The following is a 19,260-nucleotide window of genomic DNA, read 5'->3' on the forward strand; positions in this document are numbered from 1 at the left end:
GGTCCGGTCCCTGCTTTTTGCTCAGCGCCGGAACAGCTTGTTGCCGAGCCAGACGATCGGGTCGTAGCGGCGGCCGGCGACGCGTTCCTTCATCGGGATCAGCGCGTTGTCGGTGATGTGGATGTTCTCCGGGCACACCTCGGTGCAGCACTTGGTGATATTGCACATGCCCAGGCCGTGCTCGTCCTGCGCGACGTCGCGCCGGTCGGCGACGTCGAGCGGGTGCATCTCGAGTTCCGCGATGCGCATGAGATAGCGGGGACCGGCGAAGGCCTCCTTGTTCTCCTCGTGGTCGCGCACCACGTGGCAGACGTTCTGGCACAGATAGCATTCGATGCACTTGCGGAACTCCTGGGAGCGCTGCACATCGACCTGCTGCATCCGGTACTCCCCCGGCGCCAGATCGGGAGGCGGCGCGAAGGCCGGTATCTCGCGTGCCTTCCGGTAGTTGAACGAGACGTCGGTGACGAGATCGCGGATGATCGGGAAGGTGCGCATCGGGGTCACGGTGATCGTCGCGTCGGGATCGAACAGCGACATGCGGGTCATGCACGTCAGGCGCGGGCGGCCGTCGACCTCCGCCGAACACGATCCGCACTTGCCCGCCTTGCAGTTCCAGCGCACGGCGAGATCCGGTGCCTGGGTGGCCTGCAGGCGGTGCAGGATGTCGAGGACGACCTCGCCCTCGTTGACCTCGACGGTGTAGTCCCGCAGTTCCCCGCCGTCGGCGTCGCCCCGCCAGATCCTGAACGCCGCCTGGTAGCCCATCTCAACCCCTCCGTCCGGGATGGTCCGCGAGTTCCTCGTCGGTGTAGTACTTCCCGAGTTCGTCGATGTCGAACAGCTCCAGCAGGTCGGGGCGCATCGGTTGCTGCCGTTCGGCGGTGACCGTCACGTCGGGGACGAACGGGTCGCCGCCGTCCAGGCGACAGGCGAGCAGGGTGCGACGCCATTCGGGGTCCATCGACGGATGATCGTCGCGGGTGTGTCCCCCGCGGCTCTCGGTGCGCTGCAATGCCGCCCGCGCGACGCACTCGCACACGAGGAGCATGTTCCGCAGGTCCAGGGCGAGATGCCAGCCCGGGTTGAACTGGCGGTGTCCCTCCACCGCGACGTTGCGGATCCGGGTGCGCAGCGTGTCGAGTTCGCGCAGGGCGCGTTCGATCTCGTCCGCGCGGCGGATGATGCCCACGAGATCCTGCATGACCTGCTGCAGATCGGTGTGCAGGGTGTACGGGTTCTCGGCGCGGTCGGCATCGGCCGGGTCGAACGGCGAGAGTGCCGCGCGGGCGGCGGTGTCGATGTCGGTCTCGGCGACGGTCGGGCGCGAGGTGAGGCCCTGCACGTAGTCGGCGGCGCCGAGACCGGCCCGGCGACCGAAGACCAGCAGATCGGACAGCGAGTTCCCGCCCAGCCGGTTCGATCCGTGCATCCCACCGGAACATTCCCCGGCGGCGAACAGTCCCGGGACCGCGGCGGCGCCGGTGTCGGGATCGACTTCGATGCCGCCCATCACGTAGTGGCAGGTCGGGCCGACCTCCATGGCCTCGGCGGTGATGTCGACGTCGGCGAGTTCCTTGAACTGGTGGTGCATCGACGGCAGGCGGCGCATGATCTCGGAGGCCGGCATCCGCGAGGCGATGTCGAGGAAGACTCCGCCGTGCGGGGTGCCCCGACCCTCCTTGACCTCGGAGTTGATGGCGCGGGCGACCTCGTCGCGCGGGAGCAGGTCGGGTGTGCGGCGATTGTTCTCCTGGTCCTCGTACCAGCGGTCGGCCTCCTCCTCGGTCTCCGCGTACTGGCCTTTGAACACCGGCGGGATGTAGGAGAACATGAATCGTTCCCCCTCGGAGTTCTTCAGCACTCCGCCGTCGCCGCGCACACCCTCGGTGACGAGGATGCCCTTCACACTCGGCGGCCAGATCATCCCCGTCGGGTGGAACTGGACGAACTCCATGTTGATGAGGGTGGCGCCGGCGCGCAGAGCGAGGGCGTGCCCGTCGCCCGTGTACTCCCACGAGTTCGACGTGACCTTCCACGACTTGCCGATACCGCCGGTGGCGATGACGACCGCGGGCGCCTCGAACAGCACGAATCGTCCGGTCTCGCGCCAGTATCCGAATGCGCCGGCGATGCGTCCCTCCGCATCCTTCAGCAGTTCGGTGATGGTGCATTCGGCGAAGACCCGCACCCTGGCCTCGTAGTCCCCGTGCTGGGCGTGGTCCTCCTGCTGCAGCGACACGATCTTCTGCTGCATCGTGCGGATGAGTTCGAGTCCGGTGCGATCACCGACGTGCGCGAGTCGCGGATAGGTGTGGCCGCCGAAGTTGCGCTGGCTGATCCGTCCGTCGGGGGTGCGGTCGAACAGTGCTCCGTAGGTCTCCAGCTCCCACACGCGGTCGGGGGCCTCGCGGGCGTGCAGTTCGGCCATCCGCCAGTTGTTGAGGAACTTGCCGCCACGCATCGTGTCCTGGAAGTGCACCTGCCAGGAGTCGCGGGGGTTGGCGTTGCCCATCGCGGCGGCGCATCCGCCTTCGGCCATCACGGTGTGGGCCTTGCCGAACAGGGACTTGCACACCACGGCGACGGAGAAGCCGCGCTGCCGCGCCTCGATCACCGCGCGCAGCCCGGCGCCGCCTGCTCCGATCACGACGACGTCGACCTTGTGCCGTTCGACATCCACCATCCGTGTTCCCCCTCCTCCGGTGCGGCCGGTGTCGTGCCGTGCGCGTCAGCCGATGAACCGCAGATCGGCGATGGTGTCGCTCGCCACGAGCATGATGTAGAAATCCGTGAGGATCAGGGTCCCCAGCGTGATCCACGCGAACTGCATGTGCCTGGCGTTGAGTTTCGAGACGAACGTCCAGATCCGGTAGCGCACGGGGTGTTTCGAGAAGTGCCGCAGGCGCCCGCCGGTGACGTGCCGGCACGAGTGGCACGACAGCGTGTAACCCCAGAGCAGCACGACGTTGATGAGCAGGATCAGGTTGCCGAGTCCGATGCCGAATCCGCTCGGGCTGTGGAAGGACAGGATGACGTCGTAGGTGTTGATCAGCGACACCACGAAACCGGCGTAGAAGAAGTAGCGGTGCGAGTTCTGCAGGATCAGCGGGAACCGCGTCTCGCCGGTGTAGTGCCGGTGCGGTTCGGCGACCGCGCACGCCGGCGGCGACAACCAGAACGATCGGTAGTAGGCCTTGCGGTAGTAGTAGCAGGTCAGCCGGAAGCCGAGGAGGAACGGCAGCGACAGGAAGGCGAGCGGGATCCACATCGGGAGTTCGCCGACCCACGTGCCGAAATGGCGGGCGCCGTCCACGCAGGACGCGCTCACGCACGGCGAGTAGAACGGCGTCAGGTAGTGGTAGTCCTCGACGTAGTAGGCGCTGCGCACGAACGAGCGGATCGTCGCGTACACCACGAACACACCGAGACCGAGGACGGTGAGTGCGGGTGTCTGCCACCAGCGGTCGATCCGCAGCGTCCGCGCGGTGATCCGTGCGCGGCCCTCGGAGCGGACGCCGGTGGCCGGCTCACCGCGCGCCGCCGGCGTCGCCTCGGAGGTGCTCACCGCGAGCCGTGCAGCCCGCCGAGACCTTCGTCGTCCGTATCCGTTCCGCGGAACAACGAGTCGTCGTACGGCGTATCGGGAATCGGGATGCGTTCACCGAGACTGTTGACGACCTCGCGCGGAGGATGTTCGGCGAAGTCGCGTATGTCGATGTCGAGACGTTCGACGTCGTTCGACAGCCTCTTCACCGGGGCTGCGTCCCCGTAGCGCGATCGTAGGGATCCGAGGCATTGGCGCAGGTGGGCGGCGGTGCGCTGAAGTTCCTGCAATTCGCTGATGGACATCAGTACCTCCGGGCCGAGCGGTCGACATGTCCCTTCCGTAGCGGGTATCGGCATGTCGCGCCGGCCGACACGATGGGAACAGGCCAGTTGCAGTGTGGCATCCATCACAGTACAGCGGAAGCTCCGCCCGCACGCCGTTTCGTCGGGAGCGGCAGATCCGACCACCGAGAGGCACGGGTGGCGAAGACGCGAGCGTCGAGAGCGCCGCTGCCGGCCGGGATCCTGCCCACGACGGGGACGCCGGTGACGTCGGGAAGGTCGTCGAGATTGCACCGTTCCGCCAGATCCGGTGCAGTAGGCCAGGATCCGATGATCACCCCCGGACACTCGACCCCTGAAGAGCGGAGCGCGGCCACGGTGAGCGCGGTGTGGTTGAGCGTGCCCAGTCCCGCGGCGGCGACGATCACCGCCGGCGCTCCGAGCGCGGCCGCGACGTCGGCGAGGTTGAAGCCGCCCGCACCGAGCCGGACGAGCAGACCTCCCGCACCTTCGACCAAAGTGAGGTCGTACTCGGCATCGAGCATCCGGACGGTGTCGACGATCTCCTCGAGGGTGAGCAGCGGGCGTCCGCTGCGCCGCGCGGCGGTGTCGGGTGCGAGCGGATCGGGATACCGCGCGAGTTCGACGAGCCGGACACGGTCCCCGGCCAGTCGCCGGATCTCCTGCAGGTCGCCCGGCCCGTCGTCCCTCACGCCCGTCTGGGCGGGTTTGCACACCGCGACCCGCAGTCCCGCGGCCACGGCGTTCGCGGCGAGTGCCGCGGTCGCGACGGTCTTGCCCACATCGGTCGACGTGCCGGTGACGACGAGGATGCTCACGCCCGGGCTCCCGCGAGGACGTCGGTGAGCACCTCGTCGACGAGGGCGCGTTCGTCGTCGGTGAGGTTCGCGCGTGCCGTCAGGCGCAGCCGCGAGGTACCGGCCGGAACCGAGGGCGGCCGGAAGCAGCCGACGTGCACGCCGCGGTCGCGGCACTTCGCCGCTGCGTCGGCGGCGACGTGCGGGTCGCCGAGGATCACCGACACCACAGCGGACGGCGGCACCTCGACGCCCGTGAGACGAGCGAGGTGCGCGGCCTGCTCGAGCACTGCAGCGGCACGGGCGGGTTCGGCGCGCAGCACCTTCAACGCACCCCGGGCGGCACCGACGGCGGCCGGGGCGAGTCCGGTGTCGAAGATGAAGGTGCGGGCGGTGTCCACGAGATGTTCCCGTACACGCCCGTCGGCGAGGACGGCTCCGCCCTGGGAGGCAAGGGATTTCGACAGCGTCGCGGTGACGACCACATCGGGCTCGCCGGCGAGACCCACTTCGTGGACGAGTCCGCGGCCCCCCGCGCCGCGGACCCCCACTCCGTGGGCCTCGTCGACGAGGAGCAACGCGCCGTGCGCTCGGCAGACGCGATGCAGTTCCCGCAGCGGCGCGAGGTCGCCGTCGGTACTGAACACCGAGTCGGTCAGGACGAGCGCGCGGGCCTCGGTGCGGGTCGCGAGGGCGTGCGCGACCGCGTCGACGTCGTTGTGCGGGGTGACGACGATCCTCGAGCGGGACAGCCGGCACGCATCGACGAGCGAGGCGTGACCGCCGGCGTCCGAGACGAGCAGTGCGTCCTTGCCACCCAGGGCGGCGACGGCACCGAGGTTCGCGGCGTATCCGCTCGAGAACACCAGGCCGCTGTCGGCCCCGACGAAGTCGGCGAGTTCGCGTTCGAGGAGTTCGTGTTCGGCGGTGGTGCCGGTGACCAGCCGCGATCCGGTGGCGCCGGCTCCCCATCGCCGCAGGGCAGCGGTGGCTCCCGCGAGGACCTCGGGATGGCGGGTCAGGCCGAGATAGTCGTTGGAGGCGAGGTCGACGACGGTCGAGCCGGGGGTGCGGACGACGGGGTCGCGGTGCAGACCCGCTGCGCGTCGCGCCGCCGCGGTGTCGTCGAGCCACGCCAGGGCGGGATGTGCGGTCATGAGCGGTGACCATACTTGAACACCGTTCAAGTCGCCATGTCGGTCGGCTCGGGTCGTAGGCTCGGACGGTCCGGCAGACCCCGACGAAAGGCAGGTGACATGGTCGTCCACATCGAGTCCCGGGACGGAACGACGATCGGATTCCGCAGGCTCGGGCAGGGACCGGGTCTCGTCGTCGTGCACGGCAGCATCGCGACCGGGGACGAATGGTCGCGCGTGGCCTCCGTCCTGGCGGACCGCTTCACCGTCCATCTCGTGGACCGGCGCGGGCGCGGGCTCAGCGGCGACGCCGACGCGTACTCGATCGACACCGAGATCGCCGACATCGCCGCGGTTCTCGACGCCGCCGGACCGGACGCCTCGCTCGTCGGGCACTCCTACGGCGCACTGTGCGCCCTCGCGGCGGTCGCCTCGGGAGTCGACGTGCCCGGACTCGTCCTCTACGAACCGCCGGTGCCGGTCGCCGGGCCGCTCGCCGGAGCCGCCCTCGCACCGTATGCGGCAGCAGTGGACGCCGGGGACCTCGACCGCGCGCTCACCATCGCCATGATCGACATCCTCCGCGTCCCCGCCGCGGGGGTCGATCGGCTACGCGGAACCCCGATCTGGTCCCGGATGGCCGAACTGGCACCCACCTGGGTGCGCGAACTGCGCGTCATCGACGGTCACGGGCCGGACGTCACGGGGTACGCCTCGGTCACGACCCCGACCCTGTTCCTGCAGGGCTCGCGGACCGCGCAGCACCACGTCGTGGCCACCGAGGCCCTGCGGGCCGTCATGCCCGACACCCGGCTGGTCGAGTTCGCGGGGCACGAGCACTTCGCGCACGTCACCACCCCGACGGCGGTGGCCGACGCGATCGCGGAGTTCCTCACCGCCGTCCGCTGACCCCTTCGGTCACCGGGTGTTCGCGCCGACGGCGGCGATCATCCCCGAGGTGATCGCCGCGAGATCGTCGGCCGAGCAGATGTAGGGCGGCATCGCGTAGACGAGATTGCGGAACGGCCGCAGCCACACCCCGGCCGCCACGGCGGCGTCGGTCGTCGCGCGCATGTCCACCGGATCGGCGAGTTCGATCACGCCGATGCCTCCGAGGACGCGGACGTCCGCGACCCCCGGCAACTCGCGGGCCGGCGCGAGTCCCTCCGTCAGTCCCGCATTCACGGCCGCCACCTCGGCTCGCCAGTCGCGGGAGAGCAGCAGTTCGACCGCCGCGACGGCGACGGCGCATGCGAGCGGGTTGCCCATGAAGGTCGGGCCGTGCATCACACCGCCGCCCTCCCCCGCGCTGATCGCCTCGGCGACGGCCCGCGTGCACAGTGTCGCCGCGAGGGTCATGTATCCGCCGGTGAGTGCCTTGCCCACGCACATCACGTCCGGGCTCACCTGCGCGTGGTCGGCGGCGAAGAGTTCGCCGGTGCGCCCGAAACCTGTCGCGATCTCGTCGAAGATCAGTACCAGTCCGTGCTCGTCGCACATCCTGCGCAGCTCGCGTAGATACCGCGGGTCGTGGAAGCGCATGCCGCCGGCACCCTGGACGACCGGCTCGACGACGATCGCGGCGAGCTCGTCGACGTGCTCGAGCAGGACCGCTTCGAACTGCGCGACGTAGTCGGGATCGAAACGGGCCGGTGGGGCGGGGGCGAAGACCTGTCGCGCGAGCATGTCGGTCCACAGCGCGTGCATGCCGCCCTCCGGGTCGCACACGCTCATCGGGGCGAAGGTGTCGCCGTGGTAGCCGCCGCGCCAGGTGAGCAGGCGACGCCGTCCCGGTCTACCGACGGCACGCTGGTACTGCACCGCCATCTTCACGGCCACCTCCACCGACACCGAACCCGAGTCGGCGAGGAAGACCGTGTCGAGACCGTCGGGGGTGATGTCGACGAGCAGTTCCGCGAGACGCGCGGCCGGCTCGTGCGTGAGGCCTCCGAACATCACGTGGCTCATCCGGTCCAACTGATCGCGGACCGCCGCGTCGAGGACGGGATGCCCGTATCCGTGCACCGCGGCCCACCACGAACTCATGCCGTCGACCAGCTCACGACCGTCGGCGAGGACGATCCGGGTACCGTGGGCACGGTCGACCACCAACGATTCGGTGGTCGCCGGAAACGCGCCGTAGGGGTGCCAGAGGTGCCGAGCGTCGAGGGTGCGGATCCGCTCGACCGGGAGAGGAGAATTGCCCACGCCCAGACTGTAGGCGGTTGGAAGTCGCCGCCCGCAGCCGCGTAGTCTGCCCGAGTTGCCGTGAACGACGCTCACGGCAATCGGCCGGTGCGCTCGTCGCCCGGTTCGCAGCACAGCCGCACACGTTAGACACCGGGGGTATCCGTCACATGTCCGTCCACACCTCGGGACCGGAACTCGAGAGTGGTGCGCGGACGACAGGCACGCGCCCCGCGCGCCGTGCCGACATCGACGGACTGCGCGGTCTCGCGATCGCGCTCGTGGTGATCTTCCACGTCTGGTTCGGTCGCGTCTCCGGTGGTGTCGACGTCTTCCTGGCGCTCTCCGGCTTCTTCTTCGTGGGCACGCTCCTGAGGACGGCCGACTCCTCGGCCCCGCTCGATCCGCGTCCCGTCCTGCGGCGGATCGGCCGTCGTCTGCTGCCTCCGCTCGTCGTCGTGCTCACCGCCGTCGCGGCCGCCACGGTGGTGCTGCGGCCGTTCACGCGGTGGCTCGACGTGGCCGACCAGACCGGGGCGTCACTGCTCTTCTTCCAGAACTGGTACCTCGCCCGCACGGCGAGCGACTATCTGGCCGCGGATCCGATGGTCAGCCCGCTCCAGCACCTGTGGTCGATCGCCGTGCAGGGCCAGTTCTACATCGCAGCGCTCGTGGTGGTGTTCGGCTCCGCGTGGCTGCTGCGCCGGATGTCGGTGCCGGTCCGCCTGCCCCTGACGGTGCTGCTGGCCGTCCTCACCGCGGCGTCGCTGGCGTACGCGGTGCTCGCCGACCGGCCACAGTCGTGGCTGTACTACGACAGTGCCGCCCGTGCCTGGGAGCTGACCCTCGGCGGACTGCTGATGTGCCTGTCGCCGTGGTTGCGGGTTCCGCGCGCGCTGCGGATCGTGCTCGGTGCGCTCGGACTCGCGGTGCTGCTCGCGTGCGGCTTCGTCCTCGACGGCAACGCCCTCTTCCCCGGGCCGTGGGCACTCGTCCCCGTCGGGGCGGCGATGGCGCTCGTCGTCGCGGGCATCCGCTCCGGCTCCGGCCCTGGTTCGGACTCCGGCGCCGAGCACGACACGCCGTCGGCGCGACTGCTGGCATCCGCGCCCATGGTGCGCCTCGGGGCGATCGCCTACGCGCTGTACCTCTGGCACTGGCCGATCCTCATCGGTTACCTGATCGTGCGCGGGCACCCGTCCGTCGGCCTGGTGGGCGGACTCGTCGTGATCGCCCTGTCGCTGCTGCTCGCCGAGGCGTCGACCCGGTGGTTCGAGGACCCCATCCGCCGCGTCGAACCCCCTCGGCCGTCCCGCACCGCGCTCGTGGGTCTCGTGACGGTCCTGGCCGTCGCTCTCGTCGGGGCCGCGAACCTCTGGCACACCCACGTCGACCGTTCGACGGAGACCCTCGAAGGCGTCACCGCCCTACCGACGGAGCTGTATCCCGGCGCTGCGGTGTTCGATCCCGCAGTCTCCACCGAGCCGCAACCGGTGCAACCGCCGCTGCTCGTCGCCCATCGCGACCTGCCTCCCGCGACGCTCGACAACTGCATCGCCCAGCACACCAATCGCACACCGTTGACCTGTACCTACGGCGACCCGCTCGCGACGCGACGCATGGTGATCGTCGGGGGGTCGCACTCGGAGCACTGGCTCGCCGCGCTCGACGCGCTCGGCATCGAACACGGTTTCCGCCTCGACACCTATCTCAAGGTCGGGTGCCCGCTCTCCGATCCCCTCGCCCCGCTCGTCGAGGAGTCCCCGACGGTCGAGTGCGACACGTGGTCGACCGCCGTGCTCGCGGAACTGCGCGCAGATCCGCCCGACTACGTGTTCACCACGTCGACGCGCACCAAGGACCAGGGCGAGGGACCGGGCGACTTCGTTCCGTTCTGGTACGTCGATCTGTGGGAGACGCTCGCCGACTACGGCATCCCGGTGGTGGCGATCCGCGACAACCCGTGGTTGTTCCGCGGCGATCTCGCCTATCGGGCCGCGGACTGCCTCGCCGGGGGCGGCACCGCGGAAACGTGCGGGGTGCCGCGCGAGGAGGCGCTGGACCCGATCGACCCGGCCGTCGCCGCATCCGCGCACCTGCCCACCGTGTCGCTGCTCGACCTGTCCGACAAGTTCTGCCGGCAGGATCTGTGCCGGGCGGTGGAGGGAAACATCCTCATCTACCGTGACGAGAACCACCTCACCACGACCTACGTCCGGACGCTGACGCCCGAGCTCGGCCGACAACTCGGTCCCGCCACCGGTTGGTGGTGACGCGCTCATCCGGTGCCGCGAGCGCCGGAAGACTACTGTTGGCGTGCATGGAGCCCATCGAAGCGAGCGCTGGCGACGAGATGCCCGAGACCCTGGAAGTATGGCCGGGATCCCCGTATCCCCTCGGCGCGACCTACGACGGGGCGGGCACGAATTTCGCACTGTTCTCCGAGATCGCCGAGAAGGTCGAGCTGTGCCTCATCTCCCGCGACGGGAGCGAGACCCGCATCCCGCTCGAGGAGGTGGACGGTTACGTCTGGCACGCCTACCTTCCGACGGTCTCCCCCGGTCAGCGTTACGGTTACCGCGTGCACGGTCCGTTCGATCCGGAGAACGGTCACCGGTGCGATCCGAGCAAGCTGCTCCTCGACCCGTACGGGAAGGCGTTCGACGGGTCGTTCGACGGCGACCCGTCGCTGTTCTCGTACCCGCTGCCCGGCGCCGAGCCCGAGGCCGACAGCGCCGCGGACGAGAACACGGACGACACCGCCGGCACCGAGGACACCGACACCGGCGACGCCGCGTCCACCGACGATGCCGAGCCCGAGGCGATCGCGACGGGGCAGACCTCCGACGCCGCCGCGGAGCTGCCCGGCCTGGATTCGCTGGGGCACACCATGACGACCGTGGTGATCAACCCGTTCTTCGACTGGGCGGCGGATCGCCATCCCCGTCGCCCCTACAACGAGACGGTCATCTACGAGGCCCACGTCAAGGGCATGACGGCGACGCATCCGGACGTCCCCGAACACATGCGGGGCACCTACGCCGGTCTCGCGCACCCGGCGATCATCGACCATCTCCTCGATCTCGGCGTCACCGCGATCGAACTGATGCCCGTGCACCAGTTCATGCACGACCAGGTGCTGATCGACCAGGGACTGCGGAACTACTGGGGGTACAACACCTTCGGGTTCTTCGCGCCGCACGCCGAGTACTCGTCGTCGACCAAGCCGAGCGCAGTGGTCGCCGAGTTCAAGGCGATGGTGCGGGCCTTCCACGAGGCGGGCATCGAGGTGATCCTCGACGTGGTCTACAACCACACCGCCGAGGGGAACCATCTCGGTCCCACCATCTGCTTCCGCGGCATCGACAACGCCGCCTACTACCGCCTCGTCGACGACGACAAGGCCTACTACATGGACTACACGGGAACGGGCAACAGCCTCAATGCCCGTCACCCGCACACCCTGCAGCTGATCATGGACTCGCTGCGCTACTGGGTGACCGAGATGCACGTCGACGGCTTCCGGTTCGATCTCGCGTCGACCCTGGCGCGCGAGCTGCACGACGTCGACCGGCTGTCGGCCTTCTTCGATCTCGTCCAGCAGGATCCGGTGGTCTCGCAGGTCAAGCTCATCGCCGAGCCGTGGGACGTCGGTGAGGGCGGCTACCAGGTGGGCAACTTCCCCGGTCAGTGGACGGAGTGGAACGGCAAGTACCGCGACACGGTCCGCGACTACTGGCGCGGCGAACCGGCCACCCTCGGCGAGTTCGCGTCGCGCCTGACCGGCTCGTCGGATCTGTACGAGGACACCGGCCGCCGTCCCGGCGCGTCGGTCAACTTCGTCACCGCCCACGACGGGTTCACCCTCGCGGATCTGGTGTCGTACAACGAGAAGCACAACGAGGCCAACGGCGAGGACAATCGCGACGGCGAGTCGCACAACCGGTCGTGGAACTGTGGGGTGGAAGGTCCCACGGACGATCCCGAGGTCCTCGCGCTGCGCGGGCGCCAGCAGCGCAACATGCTCGCGACGCTGATCCTGTCGCAGGGCACTCCGATGCTCGCCCACGGCGACGAGTTCGGTCGCACCCAGCAGGGCAACAACAACGTGTACTGCCAGGACAACGAACTGTCGTGGGTGGACTGGTCGCTCGCCGAGTCCAACGCCGACCTGGTCGCGTTCACCCGCAACGTGATCGCGCTGCGCACCGACCATCCGGTCTTTCGGCGTCGCAGGTTCTTCGAGGGCCGGCCGATCCGCAGCGGCGATCAGTCCCGCGACATCGCGTGGCGCACACCGGCCGGCGACGAGATGATGCCCGAGGACTGGGACAGCGGTTTCGGCAAATCGCTCGCGGTCTTCCTCAACGGCGAGGGCATCCCCGAACCCGATCAGCGGGGACAGCGCGTCGTCGACGACTCGTTCCTGATGTGCTTCAACGCCCATCACGAACCGATCGAGTTCGTCACCCCCGACGGCCCGCACGCCGAGGAGTGGACGGTCGCGCTCGACACCGACGTTCCCGACGGTCTGCGCGAGGAGATCGTCGTCGCCGGTAAGCCGGTCCGGGTGCAGGCCCGCTCGGTGCTGGTGCTCCGGAAGACCCGGTGACCACCGGAGGTGCGGAGTCGGCAGGTGTGAGCGGCACCGGCGCGGGGAATACTGCGCCGGTGTTGTCCACCTACCGACTCCAGATGCGCGGCGACGAGTGCACCTTCGCCGACGCCGTCGCCCTGCTCGACTATCTCGACGCCCTGGGTGTCTCGCACGTCTACCTCTCCCCCGTCCTCAGCGCGACGATCGGCTCCACCCACGGATACGACGTGGTCGACCCCGGTACGGTCTCCGAGTCGCTCGGGGGACGCGAGGGCCTGGAACGGCTGTCGCGGGAGGCACGCGCACGGGGCATGGGGCTGGTCGTCGATATCGTCCCCAACCATGTCGGGGTGGCCGACCCACGCCAGAACGCGTGGTGGTGGGACGTCCTGAAGCACGGCTCCGGATCCCGCTACGCGTCGTTCTTCGATCTCGACCTCGCCGATGACAACGGTGTGGACGGCCGGATCGCTCTGCCGGTGCTCGGATCGGACGACGCCGTGCAGGAACTGACCGTCGACCGCTCCGGCGACGAGCCGATGCTCGCCTACTACGACAAGCGATTCCCGATCGCTCCCGGGACCGACGAGGGCACCGGTGAGGAGGTCCACGCGCGGCAGGCCTACCGGCTCGTGGCGTGGAACTCGGGGTTGATCGGATACCGCCGCTTCTTCACCGTCGACGATCTCGCCGCGGTGCGGGTGGAGGATCCCGCGGTGTTCGACGCGACGCACGAGCAGGTCGCGTCGTGGATCGCCGACGATCTGGTCGACGGGATCCGCGTCGACCATCCGGACGGTCTCGCCGATCCGGCCGGCTATCTCGCGCGCCTGCGCGAGGTGATCGGCCCCGATCGGTGGCTCGTGATCGAGAAGATCCTCGGCGACGCCGAACCGCTGGATGCGACGCTGCCGGTGGACGGCACCACCGGATACGACGCACTCGGCGAACTGTCGACGGTGTTCGTCGATCCGGCCGGCGAGACGGAGCTGAACGCCCTGTCGCGCAGGTTCACCGGCGCCGAAGGCGACGCGCCGTGGCTGCACGCCCGCGAACACGACCTCAAACGATCGGTGCTCGGCAGCGGGCTCGCACCCGAGGTGCGCCGCCTCGTGCGGGCGATTCGACGCGAGACCGGCGACACCGGGTGCGACGACGCGGCGCTGCGCGAGGCCGTGATCGCCGTCGCCGCACAGCTTCCCGTCTACCGCGCCGACTACGCGCCCCTCGCGACCCTGGTGCCGCGCATCGTCGGCGACCTCGCGCGGGCGCAGCCCGCGCTCGATCCCGCGCTCGCGGTGTTCGCCCGGGCGATGGCCCTCGGTGGTGAGGCCGCGGCCCGCTTCGGCCAGGTGTGCGGTGCCGCGACGGCCAAGGCGGTCGAGGACTGCCTGTTCTATCGGGCGGCGCGGCTGATCTCGCTGCAGGAGGTGGGCGGGCAACCCGGCCGTTTCTCGGCCACCCCGGCCGAGTTCCACCTCGCGTGGACCCAGCGGGCACGGCACTGGCCGCGGGCGATGACCACCCTGTCGACCCACGACACCAAACGCAGCGAGGACGTCCGGGCGCGGATCGGCGTGCTCTCGCAGGTGGCCGACGAGTGGTCCCGTCGGCTCGGGTCGTGGAACGAGTCGGCGCCCGCACCGGATCCGGCGATCGGATTGTTCCTGTGGCAGACCCTGTTCGGAGTCTGGCCGCTCGACGGAGTGGTGACCGAGGGGCTGCGCGAACGGGTACATGCCTACGCGCAGAAGGCGCTGCGGGAGAACGGAACCCGAACCACGTGGACCGAGGTCGACGAGGAATTCGAGACCGCGGTGGACCGGTGGCTGGACGCGGTCTTCGACGGGCTGGTCGCGGGTGAGCTCACCGGATTCGTCACCGAGGTCGAACCGCACGTCGCTGCCGTCTCGTGCGGCCAGAAACTGTTGCAACTGCTCGGCCCCGGCGTCCCCGACGTCTATCAGGGCACCGAACTGTGGGACGACTCGCTCGTCGACCCGGACAACCGGCGACCGGTGGATTTCGACGCCCGACGGCGGCTGCTCGACGACCTCGATTCGGCGCCGGCGAAGTTCACGATCGTGCGCACCGCGCTCCGGTTGCGCCGCGAACGACCGGCGAGCTTCGTCGGCGGGGCGTACGTTCCGGTCCTCGCCACCGGACCGGCCGCCGAGCACCTGCTCGCATTCGGCCGCGGTCCGGCGCCGGACGACCTCGACGTACTCGCAGTGGCCTCCCGCCGCACCGTGGCGCTGTCGCACTCGGGGTGGAAGGACACCACCGTCGACCTGCCGGACGGCGACTGGTCGGATGCCCTGACCGGACGCTCCTTCACCGGTCGGGTGCGGGTCGCCGATCTGCTCGACTCCCTGCCGGTCGCGGCGCTGGTCCGCGCGCGTTAGTCCTCGAGCGCGTCGAGCGCTTCTTCCGCGTCGAGTCGCCGCTGGGTGCGTCGCCGGCTCCAGGCGAGAACCAGTCCTGCGAGGACGATGGCGACCGCCGCGCCGACGACGCGCCCCGCCCAGGTCGCGGCGTCGTTCTCGAAAGGATGGCTTTCGTAACGCAGGCGGAGGAAGATGCCGGCGACGCCGACGAGATAGAGCGCGGCGGCGGCGGCACTGCGGGGTCGCCACAGTTTCGCGGTGGCGTACAGGTCGACGTCGCGTTGCCGCGCGTACAACTGGGTCACGATCGACACGACGAACCAGGCCACGAGGATGCCCAGTGCCGTCCACGCCCCGGGGCGGCCGGCGAGCCACGGGAGCAGCGCCGCCGCCACCAGCGCGATCCACAGGGACAACTGGAATCCCACCGCCGATGCTTCGTTCCAGACGTCTCGCTGACGTTCGTCGCGGTAGAACTCGTCGTCCAGATCGCCGATGAAGCGCGCGGTTTTCACGAAGACCGTCATGAGGGCTCCTTGGTGGTGAGCGGGAACAGTTCCTCGACCGTGCTGTCGAGTCTGAGGGCGAGACGCAGAGCGAGGTACACGCTGGGCGCGTAGTCCCCCTTCTCCGTCGAGACGATGCTCTGTCTGCTGACGCCGACCGCGTCGCCGAGCGCGGCTTGGGTGAGTCCCGCTTTCTTGCGGAATTCGCGGACCCGGTTGCTCCTCGGTGTGTCGGTCACATCAGAAGTAAACTCTGCTTGTCATTTTATGTCAAGCATTCTTGTCATTTTCGATCGTCGAACCACCCCGGCACACCCGTCGAACTGGACATGCGTCACCCCTCGGCGCAGTCGATCACGAAATGGAGAATTACATTCTCTCCATCGAAGGTTCCGACACCGCTCCGGTCTTCGGCGAATCATGCAACAATGCCGCGATTTCCGAGCGGGATCCGATCCCGACGAGGGGTGGATTCGGGATCGTCACCTACGGAATCCATCCGATACGCAGCGATCCTTGATTTATGTTCTCGAATACGGAAATGTAGTTCTCATCGCGAGCGCCGACGCCGGCAGGACCTTTGCGCAGCCCAGGGAGAGGATTCGATGAAAACCGAAGACATGGTGATGATCAGCATCGACGACCACGTCGTCGAACCCGCGGACATCTTCGAGAAGCACTTCCCCAAGAGCCTGATGGACCAGGCTCCCAAACTCACCGCCCATCCCCGCAACCCCACTGTGCAGGCCTGGCAGTTCCAGGGCACCGTTGTCGGCAGTTCCGGCCTCAACGCGGTCGTCTCGTGGCCCAAGCACGAATGGGGCATGGACCCCACCGGCTACGCCGAGATGCGGCCGGGCGTCTACGACATGGACCTGCGGGTGCGCGACATGGACGCCAACGGCACCCTCGCCGCGACCCTGTTCGCCACCTTCCCCGGCTTCGCCGGCACCCACCTGGCGAGCCTGCCCGACAAGAAACTCTCCCTCGCCGCCCTGAAAGCGTTCAACGACTGGGTCGTCGGCGAGGTCCCGGACGCCCACCCGGGGCGGTTCATCCCCATCGGCATCGTCCCGTTCTACGATGCCGATGAATCGGTGAAGGAGATCGAGCGCATCGCCGCCATGGGATGCCGGTCGATCAGCATCCCGGAGACGCCGTACGGCGTCGGTGAGGGTTATCCCGATTTCAAGTCCGGGCACTGGGACCCGATCTTCAAGGCGTGCGTCGAGCACGACATCGTGCTGTCCCTGCACATCGGCGGCGGCATCAACCTGGTCAAGCGCCCGGCCGGTTTCAACATCGACGACATGATGATCCTCACGCCGCTCATCTCCACCATTGCGGCGACCGACATCATGCTCAGCGGCGCCTTCCAGAAGTTCCCCGATCTGAAGGTCGCGATGAGCGAGGGCGGGGTCGGATGGGTCGCCCCGTGGCTCGACCGTCTCGACCGGCACATCGTCAACCAGTCCTGGACCGGCACCAGCTTCCTGCCGGCCGGGATGAGCCCGACGGACGTGTGGCGCAAGAACTTCCTCGCCTGCTACATCACCGAGCCGAGCGGGCTCAACAACCGTCACAGGCTCGGCGTCGACACCATCGCGTGGGAATGCGACTACCCGCACTCCGACTCGACGTGGCCGAACTCCCCCGAGATGCTCAAAGAGGAACTCGACGCGTGCGAGTGCACCGACGAGGAGATCGACAAGATCACCTTCGCGAACGCCGCGAAGTTCTTCGGCTGGGATCCGTTCAAGCACATCCCGCGCGAGGAGGCCACCGTCGGCGCCCTTCGCGCCCGCGCCACCGACGTCGACATCAGCGAGACATCCAAGGAGGAGTACCGCCGCCGTTACGAGCTCGCCAACTCCGGCTCGTAGGGCCTGCTCCACAAAAGCCCACAACAGACGATGCCCGCCGATCCGGATCGGCGGGCATCGTCGTGTCTGCTGGGTCCTGCCTACTGTCGTGTCACGGTCGGCTCATACCGGGTCCTTGCGCCACAGCAGTGCGTGCAGGCACTCGACGGCCTCGGCGGGCGATTCGACGTCGAGCACTCCCGCGGCGGGCATCCGCCAGCCTCCGATCGCGATGACCGGCACACCGATGCGGACGGCGAGCGCGATCTCGCTCATGGTGCCCCAGCTTCCACCCACCGCGATCAACGCGTCGCTGCTGCGCACGAGCAACGCGTTGCGCATCTCTCCGAGGCCCGTGGGAACGGCCACCGTCAGATAGGGATTGCCCTCGGCACGGTCGTCTCCGGGAAGCAGGCCGAGGGTCGTCCCACCGGCTTCCACAGCGCCACGGCAGGCTGCCGCCATCACCCCACCAAGACCGCCGGTGACCACGACGGCCCGGCGTCCGGCGAGGAGTCCCCCGACCTGGCGGGCGAGGCGTCGCTGTTCGGGCGTGGCTTCACCCGGCCCCACGACCCCGACATAGCGCTGCGCATTCATGTTCGGCATTCTGCATCATGGAGCGCTCCGGAGCGCGCGGTCCGAGAACATCATTCGCACTCGGTGATCGTCCGCTCCCACAGCCACCGCCCCGCGGTCGGCCGACCGAGCCCCTCGGGGGACACTGTGGCCATGAGCAGAGCCGACCGCAGCACCGACACCCGCCCGGACTCCCCGTGCCCGTGCGGTCGCGGCGTTCCCCTGTCCGAATGCTGCGGGCCGCTGCTGGCCGGTGCGAGCGCGCCCACCGCCGAACGGCTGATGCGTTCGCGGTACACGGCATTCGCGACGCGCGATGCGGCGCACCTGCTGCGTACCTGGCACCCGTCCACGCGTCCGCGCTCGATCGAGTTCGACCCCGGTCAGCGCTGGACCGGTCTCGAGGTGTTGCACACCACCGGAGGCGGATTCCTGCACACCACCGGCACGGTGGACTTCCGCGCGCACTGGACGGCGGACGGGGTGCCCGATTCGATGCGCGAGCACAGCCGGTTCGTGCGGGAGGACGGCGAGTGGCTCTACCTCGACGACCGCGGTGACGACTGAACCGACTCCGTCACGGCGCCGTTCGCCGCAACAGCGTCGCGCGCAGCGTCCCCGAGAGCCACTGACGGTATTGGTCGACGTCCCATCCGCGATCCCGTCTCAGCAACGCGTGCACCTGCGGGGAACTCAGGGTGAACAGGACATCGGCCGCGTGCTCGACGGTGACGTCCTCGCGCAGCCAGCCGGCGTGTTCGAGTCCTTCCGCGAGGGTGCGGGCGTTCTCGGCCGTCGCCTTCGCGTCGTCCGCGGCGAAACGACGCATGTCGGGGTCCGCCCCCGATGATTCCACGGAGGTCATGAGCAGCCCGCCCGCGCGTTCGAGCATCGCGGTGCCGTAGCGGACCACCTGCTCGACCACGAGGTCGACATGCGAGACCGCGCCGCTGACGTGGGACGGTTCCGGATCCGCCGCCGCGACCGCGCGCGGATCGCCGTCGCCGGTCACCGCGTGATCGAGCGCCTCGCGGAAGATCTCCGCCTTGCCGCCGGGGAAGGCGGTGAACACCGTCCGCACCGCCACACCCGCTTCGTCCGCGATGTTCTTGACGGTGGTGCTGACGTAGCCGTCGCGAACGAACAGCCGCGCTGCGGCGTCGCGGATCGTCTCGCGGGTTCGGCGGGCCGCTTCCTCCCGCAACGGTGAGGTGTACCGTCGGCGGGCTCGCTCGGGATTCGGGTTCACTCCCCCAGTATCGAGTGCATTGCAGCTGCAACAAAATTGACGCGCGGCAGGGTGGGACGCCGGTCGGCGCCATCCCCTGCACCGACGCCGTCGACACGGCATGCTGGT

The 19,260-nt window shown here is 69.0% G+C and carries 17 protein-coding genes; 6 read left to right on the forward strand and 11 right to left on the reverse strand.

Annotation, left to right across the window (positions count from 1 at the left end):
• Nucleotides 1–21 precede the first annotated feature (21 nt).
• The 6 genes from ACNJ7K_RS16380 to ACNJ7K_RS16405 all read right to left on the reverse strand — a co-directional run bounded on the left by ACNJ7K_RS16380 (nt 22) and on the right by ACNJ7K_RS16405 (nt 5,806).
• Nucleotides 22–768, reverse strand: coding sequence for a succinate dehydrogenase/fumarate reductase iron-sulfur subunit (locus ACNJ7K_RS16380; protein ID WP_016694390.1), 747 nt, complete (start codon nt 766–768; stop codon nt 22–24).
• A 1-nt stretch (nt 769) separates the two neighbouring features.
• Nucleotides 770–2,686 carry a fumarate reductase/succinate dehydrogenase flavoprotein subunit gene (locus ACNJ7K_RS16385; protein ID WP_487041942.1) on the reverse strand — a complete coding sequence of 639 codons (1,917 nt, stop codon included), beginning with the start codon at nt 2,684–2,686 and terminating at the stop codon, nt 770–772.
• A 45-nt stretch (nt 2,687–2,731) separates the two neighbouring features.
• On the reverse strand, nt 2,732–3,568 hold the full coding sequence (locus tag ACNJ7K_RS16390) for a hypothetical protein (RefSeq protein WP_088898448.1): 837 nt from the start codon (nt 3,566–3,568) through the stop codon (nt 2,732–2,734).
• The gene (locus ACNJ7K_RS16395) at nt 3,565–3,852 is read right to left on the reverse strand and encodes a hypothetical protein (RefSeq protein ID WP_016694393.1); all 288 of its coding nucleotides are present in this window, start codon (nt 3,850–3,852) and stop codon (nt 3,565–3,567) included. Before ACNJ7K_RS16395 ends, ACNJ7K_RS16390 begins: the two co-directional genes overlap by 4 nt.
• Before the next feature lie 104 nt (nt 3,853–3,956).
• Nucleotides 3,957–4,670 carry a dethiobiotin synthase gene (gene bioD, locus ACNJ7K_RS16400; protein ID WP_487041943.1) on the reverse strand — a complete coding sequence of 238 codons (714 nt, stop codon included), beginning with the start codon at nt 4,668–4,670 and terminating at the stop codon, nt 3,957–3,959.
• Nucleotides 4,667–5,806 (reverse strand): 8-amino-7-oxononanoate synthase, encoded by a 1,140-nt coding sequence (locus ACNJ7K_RS16405; protein WP_088898450.1) that lies wholly within the window; start codon nt 5,804–5,806, stop codon nt 4,667–4,669. Before ACNJ7K_RS16405 ends, bioD begins: the two co-directional genes overlap by 4 nt.
• Before the next feature lie 99 nt (nt 5,807–5,905).
• On the opposite strand from ACNJ7K_RS16405, the gene ACNJ7K_RS16410 reads away from it, so the two are divergent.
• Entirely contained in the window at nt 5,906–6,694 is a 789-nt protein-coding gene (locus tag ACNJ7K_RS16410; protein ID WP_159418067.1) for an alpha/beta fold hydrolase, read from the forward strand.
• Nucleotides 6,695–6,703: 9 nt separating this feature from the next.
• Here ACNJ7K_RS16410 and ACNJ7K_RS16415 read toward each other — a convergent pair whose 3' ends face one another.
• The gene (locus ACNJ7K_RS16415) at nt 6,704–7,993 is read right to left on the reverse strand and encodes an adenosylmethionine--8-amino-7-oxononanoate transaminase (RefSeq protein WP_088898452.1); all 1,290 of its coding nucleotides are present in this window, start codon (nt 7,991–7,993) and stop codon (nt 6,704–6,706) included.
• A gap of 149 nt (nt 7,994–8,142) precedes the next feature.
• On the opposite strand from ACNJ7K_RS16415, the gene ACNJ7K_RS16420 reads away from it, so the two are divergent.
• Genes ACNJ7K_RS16420 through treY form a run of 3 tightly spaced genes read left to right on the forward strand, consistent with a single transcriptional unit; the run spans nt 8,143 to nt 14,974 of the window.
• A complete protein-coding gene (locus ACNJ7K_RS16420) occupies nt 8,143–10,245 on the forward strand; it encodes an acyltransferase family protein (RefSeq protein ID WP_088898453.1) in 2,103 nt (700 codons plus the stop codon).
• A 47-nt stretch (nt 10,246–10,292) separates the two neighbouring features.
• Nucleotides 10,293–12,584, forward strand: coding sequence for a glycogen debranching protein GlgX (glgX, locus tag ACNJ7K_RS16425; protein WP_487041944.1), 2,292 nt, complete (start codon nt 10,293–10,295; stop codon nt 12,582–12,584).
• Between the two features lie 26 nt (nt 12,585–12,610).
• Nucleotides 12,611–14,974, forward strand: coding sequence for a malto-oligosyltrehalose synthase (treY, locus tag ACNJ7K_RS16430; RefSeq protein WP_487041967.1), 2,364 nt, complete (start codon nt 12,611–12,613; stop codon nt 14,972–14,974).
• On the opposite strand, the gene ACNJ7K_RS16435 is transcribed toward treY, so the two are convergent.
• Together ACNJ7K_RS16435 and ACNJ7K_RS16440 are read right to left on the reverse strand one after the other, a co-directional pair.
• Nucleotides 14,971–15,483 (reverse strand): DUF2029 domain-containing protein, encoded by a 513-nt coding sequence (locus ACNJ7K_RS16435; protein ID WP_120283188.1) that lies wholly within the window; start codon nt 15,481–15,483, stop codon nt 14,971–14,973. The two genes, treY and ACNJ7K_RS16435, sit on opposite strands and share 4 nt — an antisense overlap.
• On the reverse strand, nt 15,480–15,701 hold the full coding sequence (locus tag ACNJ7K_RS16440; protein WP_120283190.1) for a helix-turn-helix transcriptional regulator: 222 nt from the start codon (nt 15,699–15,701) through the stop codon (nt 15,480–15,482). Before ACNJ7K_RS16440 ends, ACNJ7K_RS16435 begins: the two co-directional genes overlap by 4 nt.
• Before the next feature lie 366 nt (nt 15,702–16,067).
• On the opposite strand from ACNJ7K_RS16440, the gene ACNJ7K_RS16445 reads away from it, so the two are divergent.
• Entirely contained in the window at nt 16,068–17,345 is a 1,278-nt protein-coding gene (locus ACNJ7K_RS16445; protein ID WP_230791315.1) for an amidohydrolase family protein, read from the forward strand.
• Nucleotides 17,346–17,447: 102 nt separating this feature from the next.
• On the opposite strand, the gene ACNJ7K_RS16450 is transcribed toward ACNJ7K_RS16445, so the two are convergent.
• Nucleotides 17,448–17,933, reverse strand: a complete 486-nt coding sequence (locus ACNJ7K_RS16450; RefSeq protein WP_060652834.1) for a TIGR00725 family protein — start codon at nt 17,931–17,933, stop codon at nt 17,448–17,450.
• A 123-nt stretch (nt 17,934–18,056) separates the two neighbouring features.
• On the opposite strand from ACNJ7K_RS16450, the gene ACNJ7K_RS16455 reads away from it, so the two are divergent.
• The gene (locus tag ACNJ7K_RS16455; RefSeq protein ID WP_159418061.1) at nt 18,057–18,470 is read left to right on the forward strand and encodes a YchJ family protein; all 414 of its coding nucleotides are present in this window, start codon (nt 18,057–18,059) and stop codon (nt 18,468–18,470) included.
• Nucleotides 18,471–18,480: 10 nt separating this feature from the next.
• Here ACNJ7K_RS16455 and ACNJ7K_RS16460 read toward each other — a convergent pair whose 3' ends face one another.
• Entirely contained in the window at nt 18,481–19,152 is a 672-nt protein-coding gene (locus ACNJ7K_RS16460; protein ID WP_016695722.1) for a TetR/AcrR family transcriptional regulator, read from the reverse strand.
• Nucleotides 19,153–19,260 lie beyond the last annotated feature (108 nt).

Origin of the sequence: Rhodococcus shunpengi (genome assembly GCF_048381395.1) — a bacterium.
Taxonomy (GTDB): Bacteria; Actinomycetota; Actinomycetes; order Mycobacteriales; family Mycobacteriaceae; genus Rhodococcus.

Coding starts and splice junctions, on each gene's coding strand:
- ACNJ7K_RS16380 (WP_016694390.1), bottom strand. CDS start 768: ATGGGCTACCAGGCGGCGTTCAGGATCTGGCGGGGCGACGCCGACGGC.
- ACNJ7K_RS16385 (WP_487041942.1), bottom strand. CDS start 2,686: ATGGTGGATGTCGAACGGCACAAGGTCGACGTCGTCGTGATCGGAGCA.
- ACNJ7K_RS16395 (WP_016694393.1), bottom strand. CDS start 3,852: ATGTCCATCAGCGAATTGCAGGAACTTCAGCGCACCGCCGCCCACCTG.
- ACNJ7K_RS16405 (WP_088898450.1), bottom strand. CDS start 5,806: ATGACCGCACATCCCGCCCTGGCGTGGCTCGACGACACCGCGGCGGCG.
- ACNJ7K_RS16410 (WP_159418067.1), top strand. CDS start 5,906: ATGGTCGTCCACATCGAGTCCCGGGACGGAACGACGATCGGATTCCGC.
- ACNJ7K_RS16420 (WP_088898453.1), top strand. CDS start 8,143: ATGTCCGTCCACACCTCGGGACCGGAACTCGAGAGTGGTGCGCGGACG.
- glgX (WP_487041944.1), top strand. CDS start 10,293: ATGGAGCCCATCGAAGCGAGCGCTGGCGACGAGATGCCCGAGACCCTG.
- ACNJ7K_RS16435 (WP_120283188.1), bottom strand. CDS start 15,483: ATGACGGTCTTCGTGAAAACCGCGCGCTTCATCGGCGATCTGGACGAC.
- ACNJ7K_RS16445 (WP_230791315.1), top strand. CDS start 16,068: ATGAAAACCGAAGACATGGTGATGATCAGCATCGACGACCACGTCGTC.
- ACNJ7K_RS16450 (WP_060652834.1), bottom strand. CDS start 17,933: ATGCCGAACATGAATGCGCAGCGCTATGTCGGGGTCGTGGGGCCGGGT.
- ACNJ7K_RS16455 (WP_159418061.1), top strand. CDS start 18,057: ATGAGCAGAGCCGACCGCAGCACCGACACCCGCCCGGACTCCCCGTGC.